Below are 17,530 nucleotides of genomic sequence, written 5' to 3' on the forward strand. Positions count from 1 at the left end.
CCGTTGATACCGGCGCTGCCATGCTGGGGCCCCCTGCCCAGACCGGCTGCGCCCTTTGCCTGATCCCGCTACTGCACCTGCAAGGCCCTCGCGGGCCCGACAACTCCGCCGCTGGCTGCTGCGCGTGCTGTGGATCGCCGTGCTGATCGTCGCCGGCGGTGCGTTCTGGAACAGCCGCTGGGCCGCCGTACCCCGCGCGATGTGGGAAATTTCGCGGCTGCCCGCACCCACCGCGCTGCCGGTCCCGGTCGACGGCGTCCGCGCACGCCAGGTGGCCGACACCTTCGGTGCCCCACGCGGCGCCGACCGCACGCATGCCGGCGTGGACATCTTCGCCGCACGCGGCACCGCCGTGCGGAGCGCCACCCGCGGCATCGTGACGGACGTCCGCGAGGGCGGACTGGGGGGGCGCCAGGTGTGGATCCAGGGGCCGGCAATGGAGCGCTATTACTACGCCCACCTGGACGACTGGCGCGAAGGACTGGAGCGCGGCGAGGTGGTCGATGCAGGCACGCTGCTGGGCTACGTCGGCGATACCGGCAATGCCAAGGGCACCCCGCCGCACCTGCACTGGGGCATCTACGGTGCGGACGGTGCCTACGATCCCCTGCCGCTGCTGCGTGCCTGGGCAGCGCGCCCCGCGCTGTCACCGACGCCCTGACCGGGCCGCAGCGGCGCACATGTGAAGCCGGGGTGGGCGCACCGCCACGCGCCCTGCACCGCGCGTGGAGCACGCTGGAGGCTGGAACGCCATCCATCGACAGCCCTTCCACAGCAGATGCAGGACGCCCCATGACCGCTACGCCTCCCCCTCTCCGCTTCGATCCCGCCTACGAACAACCCGAGGCCGACGAAGCCGCCCACATCGCAGCGTTGACCGATGTGTTCACCCGCATGTCGCAGACTGTCGCCGAGGCCGAAGGCCATGCGCACCGGGCCGTACATGCCAAGGGCCAGGGCCTGCTCAAGGCCGAACTGCAGATCTTCGAAGGCCTGCCGTCCGAGCTGGCCCACGGGCTGTTCGCCAGGCCGGGACGCCACGACGCACTGGTGCGGCTGTCATCACCGCCGGCCGAGCAGCTTCCGGACAGCGTATCCACCCCGCGCGCGATCGCGCTGAAGGTGCTCGATGTCGAAGGCCAGCGCCTGCCCGGCGACGAGGAGCAGCACACCCAGGATTTCCTGATGGTCAATGGACCGGCCTTCAGCACACCCGGCGTGGCCGGCTTCCTGCGCTCGTCCAAGCTGCTCGCGGCGACCACCGAACGCATGCCGCGCACCAAGAAGGTGATCTCCGCGACGCTGCGCACCGCAGAGGCCGCGCTGGAAAGCGTCGGTGGCCAAAGCAGTACGCTGAAGGGAATGGGCGGCGAGCCGCAGCGACACCCACTGGGTGAAACCTATTTCAGCCAGGTCCCGTATTTGTATGGTCCTTTCATGGCGAAGTTCTCGCTGGCCCCCGTCTCCCCCGCACTGCAGGCACTGCATGGGCAAGCCCTGGCGTCCACCGATGACACCCAGCGCGAGGCGGTCGTCGCCTTCTTCGCTGCCCTGCAGGAACCTGCGGTATGGGCCCTGCGCGTGCAGCTGTGCCGCGACCTCGCGCAGATGCCGCTGGAAGACGCGTCGGTGGCCTGGCCCGAGGAACTGAGCCCGTGGCAGACCGTGGCGCACCTCATCGTTGGCCAGCAGGCGGCATGGGATCCTTCGGCGTCACCGCAGGCTGAAGACAAGCTCGCCTTCGCGCCCTGGCACACACTCGCCGCGCATCGGCCCCTGGGCAGCATCAATCGCGCCCGCCGCGTGGTGATGCAGGCCTCGCGCACCTTCCGCAGTGGCTTCAATGGCTGCCCGATCCACGAGCCCGACGGTCACGCCGATGACCGGTTCACTTCATGATTACCGGCTGCAGGCCATGCTGCACGCGCCGGCGCGGTGTCCCACACGCAGCGCCGCAGTCCCCTCAGCCACGCCTGCATCAGCCACAGAGGAACTGCCTTGCATGACTACCCCTCCCGAATTCGCGCTCAGCCGGCGCACCCTGCTGAAGCTCGGCGCGGGCTCGGCATCGGTGCTGGTCGCACCTGCCGCCATGGCTGACGTGCCCGGCATCGCATCCCCCGCGCGCGCCCCGGTCACCGCCGAGGTCGCCTTCAAGGTCAACGGCAAGGCACGCGCGCTGAAGCTGGATACCCGCGTGACCCTGCTCGACGCCCTGCGCGAGCACCTGCACCTTACCGGCACCAAGAAGGGCTGTGACCACGGCCAGTGCGGCGCCTGCACGGTGATCGTCGACGGCCGCCGCATCAATGCCTGCCTGAGCCTGGCAGTGATGCACGAAGGCGCCGAGATCACCACCATCGAAGGCCTGGGATCCCCCGATGACCTGCACCCGATGCAGGCCGCCTTCGTCAAACATGATGGTTACCAGTGCGGCTACTGCACGCCGGGGCAGATCTGCTCGGCCGTTGCGGTACTGAAGGAAATCAAGGACGGCATTCCCAGCCACGTCACCGCCGACCTGGGCGCGCGCAGCGAGGCAAGCGCCGAGGAAATACGCGAGCGCATGAGCGGCAACCTGTGCCGTTGCGGTGCCTACTCCAACATCATCGAAGCCATCGAAGACGTGGGGGGCCAGCGCGCATGAGAGCCTTCACCTACGAACGCGCACGCACCCCGGCCGAAGCCGCCGCGGCGGCCGCACGCACCCAGGGTGCCCGCTTCATCGCCGGCGGCACCAACCTGCTGGACCTGATGAAGCTGGAGATCGAGATCCCCAGCCACCTGATCGACGTCAACGGGCTCAAGCTGGATACCATCGAGGCCACCGACGATGGTGGCGTGCGCATCGGCGCGCTGGTGCGCAACACCGACCTGGCCGCCGACAGCCGCATCCGCCGCGACTACGCCCTGCTGACCCGTGCGCTGGTGGCCGGCGCGTCCGGACAGCTGCGCAACAAGGCCACCACCGCCGGCAACCTGCTGCAGCGCACCCGCTGCCCGTATTTCTACGACACCGCCCAGCCCTGCAACAAGCGGCTGCCCGGCAGTGGCTGCGCGGCCATCGGCGGCGTCAGCCGGCAACTGGCGGTGATCGGCACCAGCCCCGCGTGCATCGCCACCCACCCCAGCGACATGGCCGTGGCGATGATGCTGCTGGATGCAACGGTGGAGACCGTGCGCCCCGATGGCAGCACCCGCCGCATCGCGCTGGACGATTTCTACCGCGCGCCCGGCAAGACGCCGCACATCGACAGCGTGCTGGACAAGGGCGAGCTGATCGCCGCCGTCACCCTGCCTGCGCCACTGGGCGGCACGCATATCTACCGCAAGGTCCGCGACCGTGCCTCCTACGCGTTCGCGCTGGTGTCGGTCGCCGCCGTGCTGCAAGCCGATGGCAGCGGCCGCGTGGCGCTGGGCGGGGTAGCCTACAAGCCGTGGCGCAGCGATGCGGCCGACGCACTGCTGCCGCAGGGCGCGCGCGCGGTAGTGGGAAGCCTGCTGCAGGGCGCCACGCCCAGTCCAGAAAACCAGTTCAAGGTACAGCTTGCCGAACGCACGCTGGCCTCGGTCCTGATGCAGGCGAGGAGCTGATCCATGAAATTCGATACCCCCGCAGGCACCAATCCCATCGACCAGATGAAGGTGGTCGGCAAACCGCTGGACCGCATCGACGGCCCGCAGAAGACCACCGGACACGCCCGTTACGCGTATGAGTGGCACGACGTCGCCGCATCGCCAGCGTATGGCTACGTGGTCGGCGCCGGCATCGCCAAGGGCCGGGTCACCGCGATGGAGCTCGACGCCGCACGTGCTTCGCCCGGCGTGCTGGCCATCGTCACCGCCGACAACGCCGGCACCCTGCACAAGGGCGACCGCAATACCGCCCCGCTGCTGGGAGGCCCGAAGGTGGACCACTACCACCAGGCCCTGGCACTGGTGGTGGCCGAAACCTTCGAGCAGGCACGCGCCGCCGCGGACTTGGTGCGGATCCGCTATGCCCCGACCAAAGGGGTGTTCGACCTGGATGCTGCGAAGAAGGCCGGCAACCCGCTGCAGGACACCGACCCGGATGCGCGCGTGGGCAACTTTGAAAAGGCCTACGGCGATGCACCGGTCACGCTGGACGCCACGTACCACACCCCGGACCAGTCGCACGCGATGATGGAGCCGCACGCCTCGCTGGCCGCATGGGACGGCGACCAGCTGACCGTGTGGACCTCCAACCAGATGATCGCGTGGGGAAAGAAGGACCTGGCGACCACGCTCGGCCTGCCGGAGGACAAGGTGCGCCTGGTGTCGCCATACATCGGCGGCGGCTTTGGCGGCAAGTTGTTCATCCGTTCCGACGTGGTGCTGGCGGCGCTTGGCGCGCGTGCGGCCAAGCGACCGGTCAAGCTGGCGCTGCAACGCCCGTTGATCGCCAACAACACCACCCACCGGCCTGCCACCGTGCAGCGCATCCGGCTGGGTGCCACGGCCGAAGGTACGCTCACCGCGATCGGCCACGAATCGTGGTCGGGCAACCTGAGCGGCGGTTCGCCGGAAGAAGCCGTGCAGCAGACCAAGCTGCTGTATGCCGGCGCCAACCGTCTGGCCGGCCTGCGCCTGCACACCGTGGACCTGCCGGAAGGCAATGCCATGCGCGCACCGGGCGAGGCACCGGGCCTGATGGCGCTGGAAATCGCCATGGACGAGATGGCCGAGAAGCTCAAGCTGGACCCGGTCGAGTTCCGCATCCGCAACGACACCCAGGTGGATCCCTCCAACCCGGAACGGCCGTTCTCGCAACGGCAGCTGGTGCAGTGCCTGCAGGACGGTGCGCAGCGCTTCGGCTGGGACAAGCGCTCGGCCGTGCCGGCGCAGCGTCGTGATGGCCGCTGGCTGGTTGGCATGGGCGTGGCAGCCGGCTTCCGCAACAACCTGGTGATGAAGTCCGGTGCGCGCGTGCGGCTGGATTCGAAGGGCCATGTCACCGTCGAAACCGACATGACCGACATCGGCACCGGCAGCTACACCATCCTGGGCCAGACCGCCGCGGAAATGCTCGGCGTGACGCTGGACCAGGTCACGGTGAAGCTGGGGGATTCCAGCTTCCCGGCCTCGGCCGGCTCGGGCGGCCAGTGGGGCGCCAACAGCGCCACCGCCGGCGTGTTCGCGGCCTGCACCAAGCTGCGCGCAGCCATTGCCGGCAAGCTCGGCTACGACGCCGACACCGCCACCTTCGCCGATGGCAAGGTCCGCGATGGCAACCGCTCGGCAGCGCTGGGCAAGGCTGCCGCCGATGGCGAACTGGTGGCCGAAGACAGCATTGAGTTCGCCACGCTGGAAGAGAAGTACCAGCAGTCCACCTTCGCTGCACACTTCGTGGAAGTCGGCGTGGACGTGGCCACCGGCGAAAGTCGCATCCGCCGCATGCTCGCCGTCTGTGCCGCAGGCCGCATCCTCAATCCCAAGACCGCGCGCAGCCAGGTGATCGGCGCGATGACGATGGGCATCGGCGCGGCACTGTCCGAAGAGCTGGCCGTCGATACCCGCCTGGGCTTCTTCGTCAACCATGACCTGGCCGGATACGAAGTTCCCGTGCATGCCGATGTGCCGCACCAGGAGGTCGTGTTCCTGGATGAAGCCGATGCAATCTCTTCGCCGATGAAGGCCAAGGGCGTGGGTGAGCTGGGCCTGTGCGGTGTGAGTGCGGCGGTGGCCAACGCGATCTACAACGCGACCGGCGTGCGGGTGCGCAGCTATCCGATCACGCTGGACAAGCTGCTCGGTGGGCTGCCGGACATCGCATGACCCGGTTGCCTGCGATCCCCGTGGTGGACGTGCACGATGCCGGGATGACCCGGGTGCTGGAGGCGGCGGCCGCCGCGTGCGGCGCTGGCCAGCCGGTCACGCTGGCGGTGGTGCTGGAGACGGAAGGCTCGACCTATGCGCGGGCCGGCACCATGGTGCTGTTCGGCGAACACACCCAGGTCGGTTGGCTCAGTGGCGGTTGCCTTGAACCGGAGATCGAACGCGTGGCGCGGGACTGCGCCGATGCAGGCCGCATCGGTTGGATGGAGATCGATACCCGCGATGATTCCGCGCTGTTTTCCGGCAACGCGGTCGGCTGCCGCGGCTGCCAGCGCCTGCTGCTGTTGCCGCTGGCCGCGCTGGCCGGGTGCGCGGAGGTGCTCCAGGCCTGGCTGCGCGGCCACGGTCCGCTGCAGCTGGACATGAATGCCGGCGGCGGCGTGCACCTGGCCTGCGCCGGTCAGGTGGTGGATCAGCTGCTGCCCTCCGATCCCTGTGCGTTCGGTGCGACCCAAGGCCTGTGGTCGCTGCGCTGGATGCCGCCACCGCGCGTCCTGCTGCTCGGTGCGGGACCGGAAGTCACCGCGCTGTGGCCCATGCTGCGGGGTCTCGGCTGGCAGGTGCGTGGGGTTGACCCGCGCGCTGCATGGCGCGAGCGCAGCCACGTCGAGGTCGAGGCACTGGCGGCTCCGGCCGCGCTGGCCGACGCCTCCGTCGTGCCCGATGTCGTGCTGGTGATGCATCACAATTTCGAACTCGACCTGCAGGCGCTGGAGGCGCTGGCCCCCTGCCCCGTGCCCTTCATCGGCCTGCTGGGCCCGACCCGGCGCCGTGATGACCTGTTCTCGTTGCTGCCCGACACGGCCCGGCTCGCGTTGCAGCCACGCCTGCATTCGCCGGTCGGGCTGGATCTCGGTGGGCGCGGCCCCGACGCGATCGCGTTGAGCATTGCCGCGCAGCTGCAGTCGTGGCGCCACGGTGTGATGGCGTCTGCATGAGCGGGCGCGGCGGACATGCCGTGGTGCTGCTCGCCGCCGGCAGCAGCACGCGGCTGGGCCAGCCCAAGCAGCTGCTGCGCCGCGACGGCGAAACCCTGCTGCACCGGGCGGCGCGCATCGCGCTGGAGACCCGCCCCGCGGTGCTCGTCGTGGTACTGGGCAGCGACCCGACCGCCTACCAGGCCGAGTTGCAGGACCTGCCGCACGTGACCGTCATCAACGAGAACGCGGCCGATGGCCTGGCCAGCAGCCTGCAGGTTGCTGCACGGCAGGTAGCCGACCATGCGCAGGTGCTGGTGCTGATGTCGGACCAGCCGGCGCTGACAGCTGTGCATCTGCAGCGGCTGCTGGATGGCGCGCGCCGGTCACGCTCCGGTTGCGCGGCCACCCGGCTGCAGGGGCTCGCCGGCGTGCCCGCGGTGGTGCCCGGTCACTGGTTCACGCAGCTGCCGCAATCCGCCTCCAATGCCGGCTTCCGCGCGCGGCTGCGCGCGCTGGCCGACGATGCGCTGCTGCTGTTGCCGGCCGACGGGCTGGAACTGGACATCGACACCCCGCAGGACCTGGCGCATGCACGTTCCCTGGGACTGCTGGATCCCTGATTCCTGGACCGCAGGAAGTCTTGAATGCTGTGCGGGCGGCCCGGGCGGTGCGGCTGCACGGGGGACGGCAGGAGCCGCATCCTGCGGGCCTCGTTCGCGCCATCCATGGCGCTCAACGCCCCCGCGCACCCCCACCGCCCGACCGTCCGACAGGTTCCGGTGGCCGCCAGCTGCGCGGCGCAGATAAAAAAACAAAGGCAGGGCTCAGCGGATGCGTTGCAATTGCCCCGGGCGCCAAGCGAACCGCCACACATGCGCCCCAGGCGTCGGGCAGTCCTCCAGCTTCGCACGCGCGCGGTCTTCTTCGAAGCAGAACGTGGAGCCCGCCGCAGCGGTGAAGCGCACAATAATCGATCCACCAACCACCTGCAGCGCGTCCAGCCGGCCCGGCACGTGTTCCTCGGCATCGGTGGCATAGCCAGCTGCGCGTATCGCTGCCATGTCGCTGTCATCGATGGCGTTTGCACCCGGATGCGGCACCTGACCGCGGCGATCACCTTCGGAGAGCGTGGTCATCACCACCAGCTCATTGGATTGTTCAAACGTTCCACCGGTATAGGTGGAACTGTAAATGTGGATGATCTCGGCGATACCGTCGCCATCGAGGTCCGCTACGTGGACCTGCAAGGGACGGAAGTCGTGTTCGATGTCACTGCCGGGAATGCGGCGCAGCTCCGCGCGTATCGCGGTCCGCGCCTCGGCATCGGATGGGACTTTCGACGCTGCGGCGACGGCCGCACCCGGTGCGTGCGTGAGCGTGACGCCCAGCATCATCAGCGATAAGACCATCGACATCGTGCCACCTGCGGGTTCCGTGTCACCGATCATGGCGGCAAGCAGGGCTCGCCGCCATGGGCAGGTGCGCCGATGCGAGGCGCCGGTTACTGCTGCTGCATGCCGGACATCGAGTACGGCCTTTCGGCGTCTTCCCCGGGCCATGCGGTGTTCGGCTTGGCCTGCATCACGAATCGCAGCTCGCCCCCGGCGACGATCTCGTCATGGCGCAGGAAGGCGCGCTGCAGCGGCTTGCCGTTGAGCGTGGCCGACGCGATGTAGCCGTGGCCGGCGGTCAAGCCTTCGGTGACGATGGTGAAGACCTTGCCATTGGGCAGGTTCAACGTGGCCTTGGGCAGGAACGGCCGCCCGATGATGTACTCGCCACTGCCCGGTGCCACCGGATAGAAGCCCAGCGCGGTGAACAGATACCAGGCCGACATCTGGCCCAGGTCATCATTGCCGGCCAGGCCATCGGGGCGATCGGCGTACTGGGTGTCCATGATCTGCTTCAGACGCGCCTGGGTGCGCCACGGCTGGCCGGCGTGGGCGTACAGGTAGGCGACATGGTGGCTGGGTTCGTTGCCGTGCGCATACCAGCCGATCAGCCCGGTGATGTCTTCCATGTGTTCGAACACGGCCGGGTCGACCTTGGCCTCGAATACCTGGTCCAGCCGCTGCAGCAGGGCATCGCTGCCACCGTGCGCATCGGCCAGGCCCTGCACGTCCTGCGGCACGTACCAGGAATACTGCCAGGCGTTGCCTTCGGTGTAGTCGGTGCCATAGCCGCTGGCCGATGGATCGAATGGCGTGCGGAAACTGCCGTCACGCTTGCGCGCGCGCATGAAGCCGGTTTCCTTGTCGAATGCGTTGCGCCAGTTGCCCGCGCGCTTGCCGAACTCGGCGGCGACCTCCGTGCGTCCCATCGCCTGCGCCATGCGCGCGATGGTCCAGTCGTCGAAGGCATATTCCAGCGTCTTGCTGGCGGCCTCGCCTTCCTCGTCGATCGGCACCCAGCCCAGCTCGCGGTACTGCGCGATGCCATCGTAGGGGCCGTAATTGGCGGTGGCGACCATCGCCTCCAGCGCCTTGTCGGCATCGAAGCCGCGGATGCCCTTCAGGTACGCATCGGCGATCACCGGCACGGCGTGGTAACCGATCATGCACCAGGTTTCCTGGCCGTGGAACGACCACACCGGCAGCATGCCGTAGGGGCTGTGCGCCTGGTGTGCGATCAGCGAATTGATGAAATCACTGTTGCGCTGCTCCGGCTGCACCAGGGTCAGCAGCGGATGCAGGGCGCGGTAGGTATCCCACAGCGAGAACGTGGAATGGTGACGGAATCCTTCGGCACGGTGCACCGCGTTGTCCGGACCACGGTACTGCCCATCCACGTCCATCGACAGGGTCGGACCGAGCAGCGAGTGGTACAGCGCGGTGTAGGCGCTGCGACGGTCAGCCAACGGCGCCTGGATGTCCACCACCGCAAGCGCGTCCATCCACTTCTTCTTCGCATCGGCACGCACGCGGTCGAAGTCGAAGGCCGGCACCTCGGCCTCCAGGTTGGCGATGGCACCTGCCTCGCTGACCGAAGAAATGGCTACCTTGGCCACCAGCGGGCCGTCGAGCTTGCCGAAATCGAAGGTCGCCACCAACTGGCGGCCCTCCACCTGCGCGCGCTGCAGCGGTGAGCCGTGCCCCGGTGGCGGGAAGCCCTTGTAGGCGATGTCGGTTTCGGTGTTGTGCAGCGCATGGCCGGTGACCGGGCGCGAGAAACGCATCGCGAAATACAACTGGCGCCCCGGCGCCCAGCCACGCGTCTCGCGGAAACCGGTCACCGTGCCGTCGGCATGCACGCGCAGGCGCGACCACAGGATCTTGCCCGGATAGTCATACAGGCTGGTGCGCATGTCGAGCAGCACCTTGGCCTGCTCCCCTGCCGGGAAACGATAGCGGTGCACGCCGACCCGCTCGCTCGCGGTCAGCTCGGCCCGCACGCGGTAGTCGTCCAGGCTCACGGCGTAATAGCCCGGTTCGGCGCGCTCGTCCTTGTGACTGAAGCGCGAGGCATAGCCACTACGCGGCTTGTCCGGATCGCCGCGTTCGAGCCCGGGCTCGCCGGTATAGGGCATCAACAGCACGTCGCCGAGATCGGAATGGCCAGAGCCGGAAAAATGGGTATGCGAGAAACCCACGATGCTGGTGTCGTCGTGGCGGTAACCCGCGGCCCAGTCATAGGCCTTTTCACGCGGTTGGATGCGCGTATCCGGGCTCAGCTGCACCATCCCGAACGGGACCGTCGCGCCCGGATAGGTATGCCCCTCGCCTGCCGTGCCAATGAACGGATCAACGGCGGCATAGGCGCGCTCACCCACGCTGGCGGCACCGGCCACTGCCGCCGTCGGGCCCAGCAGCATGGCGGCAGCCAGGAGTATCCATCGACGCTTCGCTCGGTTTGGCATGGGCGGCATTTAGATCGATTCAGGGAACCCGATCCTAGCATCGGCGCGCGCGCCGTTCATGCTGCATTGCGTTGTTGCTAGACGGTCATCGCATTCTGCAGCAGCGCAAGGTCCTGCTCCCGCAACGGTCGCACCACCCGCGCCAGCTCCTGCCCGTCACGCAGCAGGATCAACGTGGGCCACAATTTCACCGCAAACGAGCGCCCCAACGGGCGCCCCTTGCCGTCCTCCACCCACAGGTGGTCCAGCGCATGGCCCTGCACGAACGCCTGCACCGCCGGCTTGGCGGCCTGGCAGTGACCGCACCACGTCGCACCGAATTCAAGCAGCAGCCAGCCTTCGCTGGCATCGACAGCCGATCGCAGCGGCTCCGGTTGCGGCGTTCCTGCAGGCGTTGCCATGGCTCAGGCCAGCGCGCGCTGGATGTCTTCCAGCGGTGCGTTGGTGAAATCCTTGGCCAGGTCACGCACCAGGCGCGACTGGACTTCCTTGTGCAGCTGCGGGCGGATCCGGCCGAGCGTCTGCGGATCGGCCACCAGCACCAGGTGGGCGTAGCGGTTGTTCAGTGCATCATCGTTCAACTGCTCGGCCAGCTGCTTGGCGAAGGTCGCTTCGTTGAGCTGGGAAATGCTCATGTCCTTGGGCACCGCACCGGAAGGCCCCTGCCCGGACACGCCGGCCTCACTGACATCGCGCAGGACCAGTTCATCCTGCTGCTTGAGCTTCAGCTCGGTCTTGCTGCCGACGTTGGTGAAGACGCGGGCCGAGCCGCCGTCGGCGACGACGATGAGGGTGCCTTCGGGAATGGGGGTGTGCTCGGTCATGGTGGTTCCTCTGCGGGGTTGCCTGCGGCGTGAGTCACCACCGTAGAGGCAGCGATGTAAGCATCCTGCAACACCGGCGTGTGCATGCCGTGCACCTTTTCCAACAATTGATCGCGCACGCGCCGCGGATCGCCGCCTAGGCCAGGCCAAGCACTGCGGGCAACGCATCCAGCCTGCTGATTTCGCAGGTCGGGATCGCCTCGCCGTGCCGGGGTGAACCAGCGGGATTGAACCAGCAGCTGTCTATTCCGTAACGGTTGGCACCCAGGATGTCCGCTTCCAGCCGATCGCCGATGATGATCGTGCGGTGCGGTTCGAAGGCGCTGGCCATGGCGGTGGCGTAAGCGAAGAAACGCACATCGGGCTTGGCATGGCCGCAGGCCTCGGACGTGGCGACGAAGCGGATCAGGTCGCCGAGCCCGGATACCGCGATGCGCCGGGACTGGACCTGTTCGATGCCGTTGGTGATGATGCCGATCTCGCCGTGCGCGGCCAGCACCTCGCAGGCGGCGCGTGCTCCGTCCACCAGTACCACCGTCTGCGGCAGCCATTCCAGGTACACCTGGCCGGCGCGTACTGGATCAGCGTCGATGGCGTGCGCGGCGAACAGCCGGCGGAAGCGCTCGACCTTGAGGAAATCCTTGTCCACCCTTCCCTGCTCCAGCGCCTCCCACAGCGCGCGGTTGCACTGCTGGTAGGTGGCATACAGCGGCTCCACGGGCTGCTCGATACCGAGGCTGGACAGCGTACGCGCGAACGAGAGACGTTCGGATGCGCGGAAATCCAGCAGGGTGTCATCCAGATCGAACAGGAAAAGCCGGTAATCCATGGGCGCAGCTGCGTTGCAGGGCAGTGCAGGCTAGCATCAGTGCCCGCCCCGGCCCAGCACGGCACGCTGCACCGCCCCACTCCGCAAAGCGTGGCCCGCTGACCGGACGTATGCTTGAAGACCCCCTCGTTGATTGCAGCCCCCGGGCCTGCCGTTCCACGCGGTGCGCGTTGCCGTGCACCTGCGGGTGCTGCGCTGTGTTGATTCCAGCCAGTCCGTCCGTTCACCCCATGTCTGCTGCGGCCCCTGGCCGCCGGCCCGCCGTTGCTGTTGCTGTTGCTTTTCCACAGGAGAAAAACGATGCAGGACCCCTCCTCTGCACACCCCCATTTCGGCTGGTTCAAACGCCGCCGCCAGATGGACGTCGAAGAAATCACCGTCGTCGACAAACCCATGCTGCGCCGCGCGGTGGGCGCCGCTGCGCTGGGCAATGCCATGGAATGGTTCGACTTCGGTGTCTATGGCTACCTTGCGGTGACCCTGGGCCAGGTGTTCTTCCCCGCCAGCAATCCCACCGCGCAGCTGATCGCCACCTTCGCTACCTTCACCGTCGCCTTCCTGGTGCGCCCGCTCGGGGGACTGGTGTTCGGCCCATTGGGCGATCGTTACGGCCGGCAGAAGGTGCTGGCATTCACCATGATCCTGATGGCCCTGGGCACCTTCTCCATCGGCCTGATTCCCTCCTATGAGCGCATCGGCATCTGGGCGCCGGTGCTGTTGCTGCTGGCGCGGCTGGTGCAGGGATTTTCCACCGGCGGTGAGTACGGCGGCGCAGCGACGTTCATCGCCGAGTACGCCACCGATCGCAACCGCGGCCTGATGGGCAGCTGGCTGGAGTTCGGCACGCTCGGTGGTTACATCGCCGGTGCGGCCACGGTCACCACCCTGCACCTGCTGCTCAGTGGCGCGCAGATGCTCGACTGGGGCTGGCGGATTCCGTTCCTGGTGGCCGGTCCGCTGGGCCTGCTCGGCCTGTACATGCGCATGCGGCTGGAGGAAACCCCGGCGTTCCGCGCGTATGCCGAAGAAGCGGCCAAGCGCGACCATGAGCGCCCGGGGCTGGGCGAACTGCTGCGCGTGCACGGGCGCCAGCTGCTCATCTGCATGGGCCTGGTGCTGGTGTTCAACGTCACCGACTACATGCTGCTGACCTACATGCCCAGCTATCTCACCGTCACCCTGGGCTATGCCGAAAGCAAGGGCCTGCTGTTGATCATCATCGTGATGCTGGTGATGATGCCGCTCAACATCGTCGGCGGGCTGTTCAGTGATCGACTCGGCCGCCGCCCGATGATCATCGGCGCCTGCATCGCGCTGCTGCTGTTGGCCATTCCCTGCCTGCTGCTGGTGCGCAGCGGCGAGGACGGGCTCATCTTCCTGGGGCTGATGCTGCTGGGCATCGCGCTGGTCTGCTTCACCAGTTCCATGCCTTCCACGCTGCCTGCGCTGTTCTACACGCCGGTGCGCTACAGCGCGCTGTCGATCGCCTTCAACGTATCGGTTTCGCTGTTCGGCGGCACTACCCCGCTGGTGACCGCGTGGCTGGTGGAACGCAGCGGCGACCCGATGGTGCCGGCGTATTACCTGATGGGCGCGGCGGTGATCGGGCTGGTCACGATGCTGTTCGTACGCGAGACCGCTGGCCTGCCACTGCGGGGTTCGCCGCCGGCAGTGGCCAGTGACCAGGAAGCGCGCGCCCTGCTGCGCGGCACGACCCCGGTAACGGTCGATGCCAGCGTGCCCTCGTTGCAGGCTGCCGACAGCGTGGACACTGCGCGCCCGGCCTGAGCCAGCCGCCCCAACGAAAACACCCCGCCGTTGCCGGCGGGGTGTCGCGCGTTCGATGACCACGTGCGCTTGCGTGGATCAGGCCGCGATGCGGGCCTGATGATAATCGACTTGATTGGCGATTATGGTTTTTGCGCCGATAACGTCGGTCGCCTCCCGGGCTGTCCACGCCGATTGCTCGCCACGTCGAAACCAGTACAGCCCCTTCACCTGGCCATTGGCCCCCCAATACCCAGGTGGTGGAGCTGGCGGGACTCGAACCCGCGTCCGCAACGCCTCCTCCTTGCTTCGTACAGCCATAACCCGTTGCCAACGACTGGATCCGGGCGCGCCCCGTATCGGCGGCGCAGGGCAATTGAAACAAAGCGCAGGTCGAATGGCTTTCAGGTTTCGCGCAGACGCAATCCCGGCGGCAGTCAGCCCGTGCCGGTCTGCACCAGCTGGGCGAGTGCGCGCGCAATGCCGGCCGGCGTGGCCGGCTTCTGCAGCCGCACGAACCGGCCGCCATCGACCGGCACCGCGCCTTCGTCGTAGCCGGTGACCACCACGAACGGCAGCCCGGCGCGCTGCAGCGCGACGATGATCCCGGTCCGCGCCCCGTTGCCGAGGTTGATGTCGATGATCGCCGCATCCACCGCACCGCCGTCCAGCTGTTGCAGCGCAGCCTGCACGGTCGAACACGGCCCCTGCACCAGCGCACCGGCGCTGCGCAGCGCGGTCGCGGTGTCATGGGCCAGGTAGAAATCATCTTCCACCACCAGCACCCGATGGCCGGCGAGCAGCCCAGCATCCCCCAGGTCGACGGAGCCTCCGCCGATCGCCGTGCCCTGCGGGGCATCGGTCTGCAGGATGCTGTCACGGTGCCGCAGCGGGAAGGAAATGCAGGCCTCGGTGCCATCGGCGGCGACCTGCAGGTGGCCCTCGCCTTCAAGTTCGTAGGGAATGCGGTCTTCGACCAGCGACGTACCAAAGCCGCGGCGCGCCGGCGGTTGCCAGCCAGGCCGGGTGGCGTGGGTTTCAACCCAGCGCAGGTCCACCCAGCGCTGCATCTGTGCGTCCTCGCGCAACTTCCAGCTCACGTCCAGCCTGCCGTCGGGGTCGCGCAGGGCGCCATGGCGCAGCGCGTTGGTGGCCAGCTCATGGATCGCCAGCGACATCACCTCGGCCGCCTTCGGGGGCACCATGACGGCGGGTCCGTCCAGCAGGAACCGGCCTTCACCGTAGGCGGTGGAGGACAGTTCGTCGTTCAACAGGCCGCGCAGGTCGATGCCGACATTGCCGGCGCGGGTCAGCAACGCCTGGGTGCGCGCCAGTGACATCACCCGGCCGGACAAGCGTTGTGCATAGTCCTCCACGCTGGTCGCCGATTCGCGCGTGCGCAGCGTGATCGAGCCGATGGTGGCCATGATGTTGCGCACCCGGTGCTGCAACTCGGCCACCAGCACGGACTGGTGCTCGGCCCAGCGTCGTTCGTCGGTGACATCGCGCGCGATGCCTGCGATGCGGCTTACCCGTCCGTCCTGGTCGAACAACGGGAACACGGTGTCGCGCACCCAGCGGAACTGGCTGTCGTCCTCGCGCTGCACACGGAATTCGTGCACCCGCGGGGTGCCGTCGCGCACGCTTGCCACGCTGTCGATGGCGGCCTGGCGATCATCGGGAACCACCCGCGCGGCCCAGCAGCGAAGCGCGCCGGACGCCTGCCCCGACGACAACCCGTACACCCCGTCGAATGCGCTGCTCAGCAGTTCGGTTTCCAGGGTATCGGCGCTGCGGATCCACAACGCATCGGAAGAGGCGGCAGCGAACTGGCGGAAACGTTCCTCGTTGGCCTGCAGCGAGGCGTTGGTGCGCCGCAACTCCCGCTCCGTACGTTCGCGTGCCACCCGCGCGACGTGCTCGGCGCTGGTGTCGAACATGGTGACCAGTACGCCTTCGATCGCACCATCGCAGTCACGCACCGGACTGTAGGTGATGGTGAACCAGACGTCCTGCAGGCGACCGTGCCGCTGCAAGGGATAGCATTTGTCCGAAAAGGTCAGTGTCTGGCCCTGCCACACCTTGGCGTAGAGCGGTTCGTTGATGTGCCAGACTTCGGGCCAGCACTCGGCCGTTGGCTGGCCCAGCCCCGCTGGATGTTTGTCGGCCATCACTTCGGCATAGCCGTCGTTGTAGATCTGCAGCAGGTCCGGACCCCACAGCAGGATCATCGGGAACCCATGGGCGGCCATCAGGTCAACGCTGGCACGCAGGTGCGGAGGCCAGCTGCCCATGCCCCCCAGCGGGGAGGCCGACCAGTCATGACTGCGGATGCGTTCGGCCATGCTGGCCCGCGCGCAGGCCGCCATGGCACCGGCAGCGCCGGCCAGGCGGCCCTGCGATGCGCTGCGCGGGTCCAGTCGACTGGCCATGGTCACCTCAGCCGCTGCCCGGCACGCCGCGCGCCTGTAATGCCTGCTCCAGCGCCTGGGTCAGCGCCTCCAGCCGGTACGGCTTGCCACAGCGTGGTGCATCGGCGAAACGCTCGGGTACGTTGTCGTCGTAGCCGGAGGTCAATACGAAGGGAATGTTCCGTTCCAGCAGGCGGTCCGCCAGCGGATACACCAGCTCACCGCCCAGGTTGATGTCCAACAGCGCACCGTCGATGGCATGCGCGTCCACCAATGCATCGAGCGCCTTCAGGTTGCCGGCGGGACCGACCACGTCGACGTCCTTCATCTGCAGATATTCCACCAGGAACATGGCGATGTTGTATTCGTCTTCGGCGACCAGCACCCGCTTGCCCGCCAGCCCGCCATTGTCCACGTTCGTTACCGTCACACATCGCCTCCAGAGGTAGGCCCGCCTCGTCGCGGCGGCCATGAATACAGCCAGATGATGAGCGTAGTGCACCGCAACGCAACGTGACGGGAAGGTTTGTAGGCCTTTGACATGGCAATTGCGCTACGTCACAGCGGCAGCCGCGGCAACGTAGGAAGCTGGAGGCCCGACCACAAGGCCCGCTGCATGACCCCGGCCGACGTTCCACCGATTATTTCCGGCGCCCGCCAAGGCTTTCCCCTTCGCGTGGTCAGCCTGGCCGGACTGTGCTGGGAAGGACGGGTGCGCGAAGCCAGCCTGCCCGGCGCGGACGGCCGGTTCGGCATCATGGCCGGCCACCTGCCGCTGCTTGCACCGCTGGTGGAAGGCTTCATCCACCTGTTCCCGGAACAGGGCGGCGCGCCGCTGTACCTGCATGTGTCCGGCGGCTACGTCGAAGTGCAACCCGGCGAGGTGATCGTGCTGGCCGACCTGGCCGCGCGCAGCGATGCGCTGGATGCCGCACGCGCCGACGAAGCGCGGCAGCTGGCCGGTTCGCCGATGGCCGCCGCCTTCAGCGATGACCAGTACCCGCAGCTGCATGCCGAGCTGGTTGCCCGCCTGGCCCGCATCCGCCGCCCCGGGCAGGGCTGAGGCG

Annotated in this window: 16 protein-coding genes; 9 read left to right on the top strand and 7 right to left on the bottom strand. The window is 67.8% G+C overall.

Annotation, left to right across the window (positions count from 1 at the left end; translation table 11 throughout):
- Window positions 1-46 precede the first annotated feature (46 nt).
- The 7 genes from ABB28_RS05425 to ABB28_RS05455 all read left to right on the top strand — a co-directional run bounded on the left by ABB28_RS05425 (window position 47) and on the right by ABB28_RS05455 (window position 7,396).
- Window positions 47-661: a M23 family metallopeptidase gene (locus ABB28_RS05425; protein ID WP_211260370.1), complete on the top strand. Its 615-nt coding sequence runs from the start codon at window positions 47-49 to the stop codon at window positions 659-661.
- 131 nt (window positions 662-792) lie between these two features.
- Window positions 793-1,899, top strand: a complete 1,107-nt coding sequence (locus ABB28_RS05430; RefSeq protein ID WP_057507658.1) for a catalase family protein — start codon at window positions 793-795, stop codon at window positions 1,897-1,899.
- Between the two features lie 103 nt (window positions 1,900-2,002).
- Entirely contained in the window at window positions 2,003-2,647 is a 645-nt protein-coding gene (paoA, locus tag ABB28_RS05435) for an aldehyde dehydrogenase iron-sulfur subunit PaoA (protein ID WP_057507659.1), read from the top strand.
- A complete protein-coding gene (locus ABB28_RS05440) occupies window positions 2,644-3,594 on the top strand; it encodes an FAD binding domain-containing protein (protein WP_057507660.1) in 951 nt (316 codons plus the stop codon). The genes paoA and ABB28_RS05440 overlap by 4 nt, the downstream gene beginning before the upstream one ends.
- A 3-nt stretch (window positions 3,595-3,597) precedes the next feature.
- Entirely contained in the window at window positions 3,598-5,796 is a 2,199-nt protein-coding gene (gene paoC, locus ABB28_RS05445) for an aldehyde oxidoreductase molybdenum-binding subunit PaoC (protein WP_057507661.1), read from the top strand.
- Window positions 5,793-6,794, top strand: coding sequence for an XdhC family protein (locus tag ABB28_RS05450; protein WP_245625290.1), 1,002 nt, complete (start codon window positions 5,793-5,795; stop codon window positions 6,792-6,794). Before paoC ends, ABB28_RS05450 begins: the two co-directional genes overlap by 4 nt.
- On the top strand, window positions 6,791-7,396 hold the full coding sequence (locus ABB28_RS05455) for a nucleotidyltransferase family protein (RefSeq protein WP_057507662.1): 606 nt from the start codon (window positions 6,791-6,793) through the stop codon (window positions 7,394-7,396). The genes ABB28_RS05450 and ABB28_RS05455 overlap by 4 nt, the downstream gene beginning before the upstream one ends.
- Before the next feature lie 204 nt (window positions 7,397-7,600).
- Here the strand turns inward: ABB28_RS05455 and ABB28_RS05460 are convergent, their stop codons facing one another.
- The 5 genes from ABB28_RS05460 to ABB28_RS05480 all read right to left on the bottom strand — a co-directional run bounded on the left by ABB28_RS05460 (window position 7,601) and on the right by ABB28_RS05480 (window position 12,285).
- A complete protein-coding gene (locus ABB28_RS05460; RefSeq protein ID WP_057507663.1) occupies window positions 7,601-8,191 on the bottom strand; it encodes a hypothetical protein in 591 nt (196 codons plus the stop codon).
- Window positions 8,192-8,277: 86 nt separating this feature from the next.
- Window positions 8,278-10,587, bottom strand: coding sequence for a GH92 family glycosyl hydrolase (locus tag ABB28_RS05465; protein WP_245625291.1), 2,310 nt, complete (start codon window positions 10,585-10,587; stop codon window positions 8,278-8,280).
- Between the two features lie 122 nt (window positions 10,588-10,709).
- The gene (locus ABB28_RS05470) at window positions 10,710-11,033 is read right to left on the bottom strand and encodes a thioredoxin family protein (RefSeq protein ID WP_057507664.1); all 324 of its coding nucleotides are present in this window, start codon (window positions 11,031-11,033) and stop codon (window positions 10,710-10,712) included.
- A 3-nt stretch (window positions 11,034-11,036) separates the two neighbouring features.
- Complete coding sequence (locus ABB28_RS05475; RefSeq protein ID WP_057507665.1) at window positions 11,037-11,456, bottom strand: host attachment family protein; 420 nt, start codon at window positions 11,454-11,456, stop codon at window positions 11,037-11,039.
- Window positions 11,457-11,592: 136 nt separating this feature from the next.
- The gene (locus ABB28_RS05480) at window positions 11,593-12,285 is read right to left on the bottom strand and encodes a YjjG family noncanonical pyrimidine nucleotidase (protein ID WP_057507666.1); all 693 of its coding nucleotides are present in this window, start codon (window positions 12,283-12,285) and stop codon (window positions 11,593-11,595) included.
- Between the two features lie 300 nt (window positions 12,286-12,585).
- On the opposite strand from ABB28_RS05480, the gene proP reads away from it, so the two are divergent.
- Complete coding sequence (gene proP, locus ABB28_RS05485; RefSeq protein ID WP_057507667.1) at window positions 12,586-14,073, top strand: glycine betaine/L-proline transporter ProP; 1,488 nt, start codon at window positions 12,586-12,588, stop codon at window positions 14,071-14,073.
- A gap of 416 nt (window positions 14,074-14,489) precedes the next feature.
- Here the strand turns inward: proP and ABB28_RS05490 are convergent, their stop codons facing one another.
- Together ABB28_RS05490 and ABB28_RS05495 are read right to left on the bottom strand one after the other, a co-directional pair.
- The gene (locus ABB28_RS05490; RefSeq protein ID WP_083491950.1) at window positions 14,490-16,484 is read right to left on the bottom strand and encodes an HWE histidine kinase domain-containing protein; all 1,995 of its coding nucleotides are present in this window, start codon (window positions 16,482-16,484) and stop codon (window positions 14,490-14,492) included.
- Between the two features lie 7 nt (window positions 16,485-16,491).
- Complete coding sequence (locus tag ABB28_RS05495) at window positions 16,492-16,893, bottom strand: response regulator (protein ID WP_161809858.1); 402 nt, start codon at window positions 16,891-16,893, stop codon at window positions 16,492-16,494.
- Between the two features lie 186 nt (window positions 16,894-17,079).
- Here ABB28_RS05495 and atpC point away from each other — a divergent pair, with 186 nt between their 5' ends.
- Window positions 17,080-17,526 carry an ATP synthase F1 subunit epsilon gene (atpC, locus tag ABB28_RS05500; protein ID WP_057507669.1) on the top strand — a complete coding sequence of 149 codons (447 nt, stop codon included), beginning with the start codon at window positions 17,080-17,082 and terminating at the stop codon, window positions 17,524-17,526.
- Window positions 17,527-17,530: the final 4 nt, after the last annotated feature.

It is taken from the genome of Stenotrophomonas chelatiphaga (assembly GCF_001431535.1).
Classification (GTDB): domain Bacteria; phylum Pseudomonadota; class Gammaproteobacteria; order Xanthomonadales; family Xanthomonadaceae; genus Stenotrophomonas; species Stenotrophomonas chelatiphaga.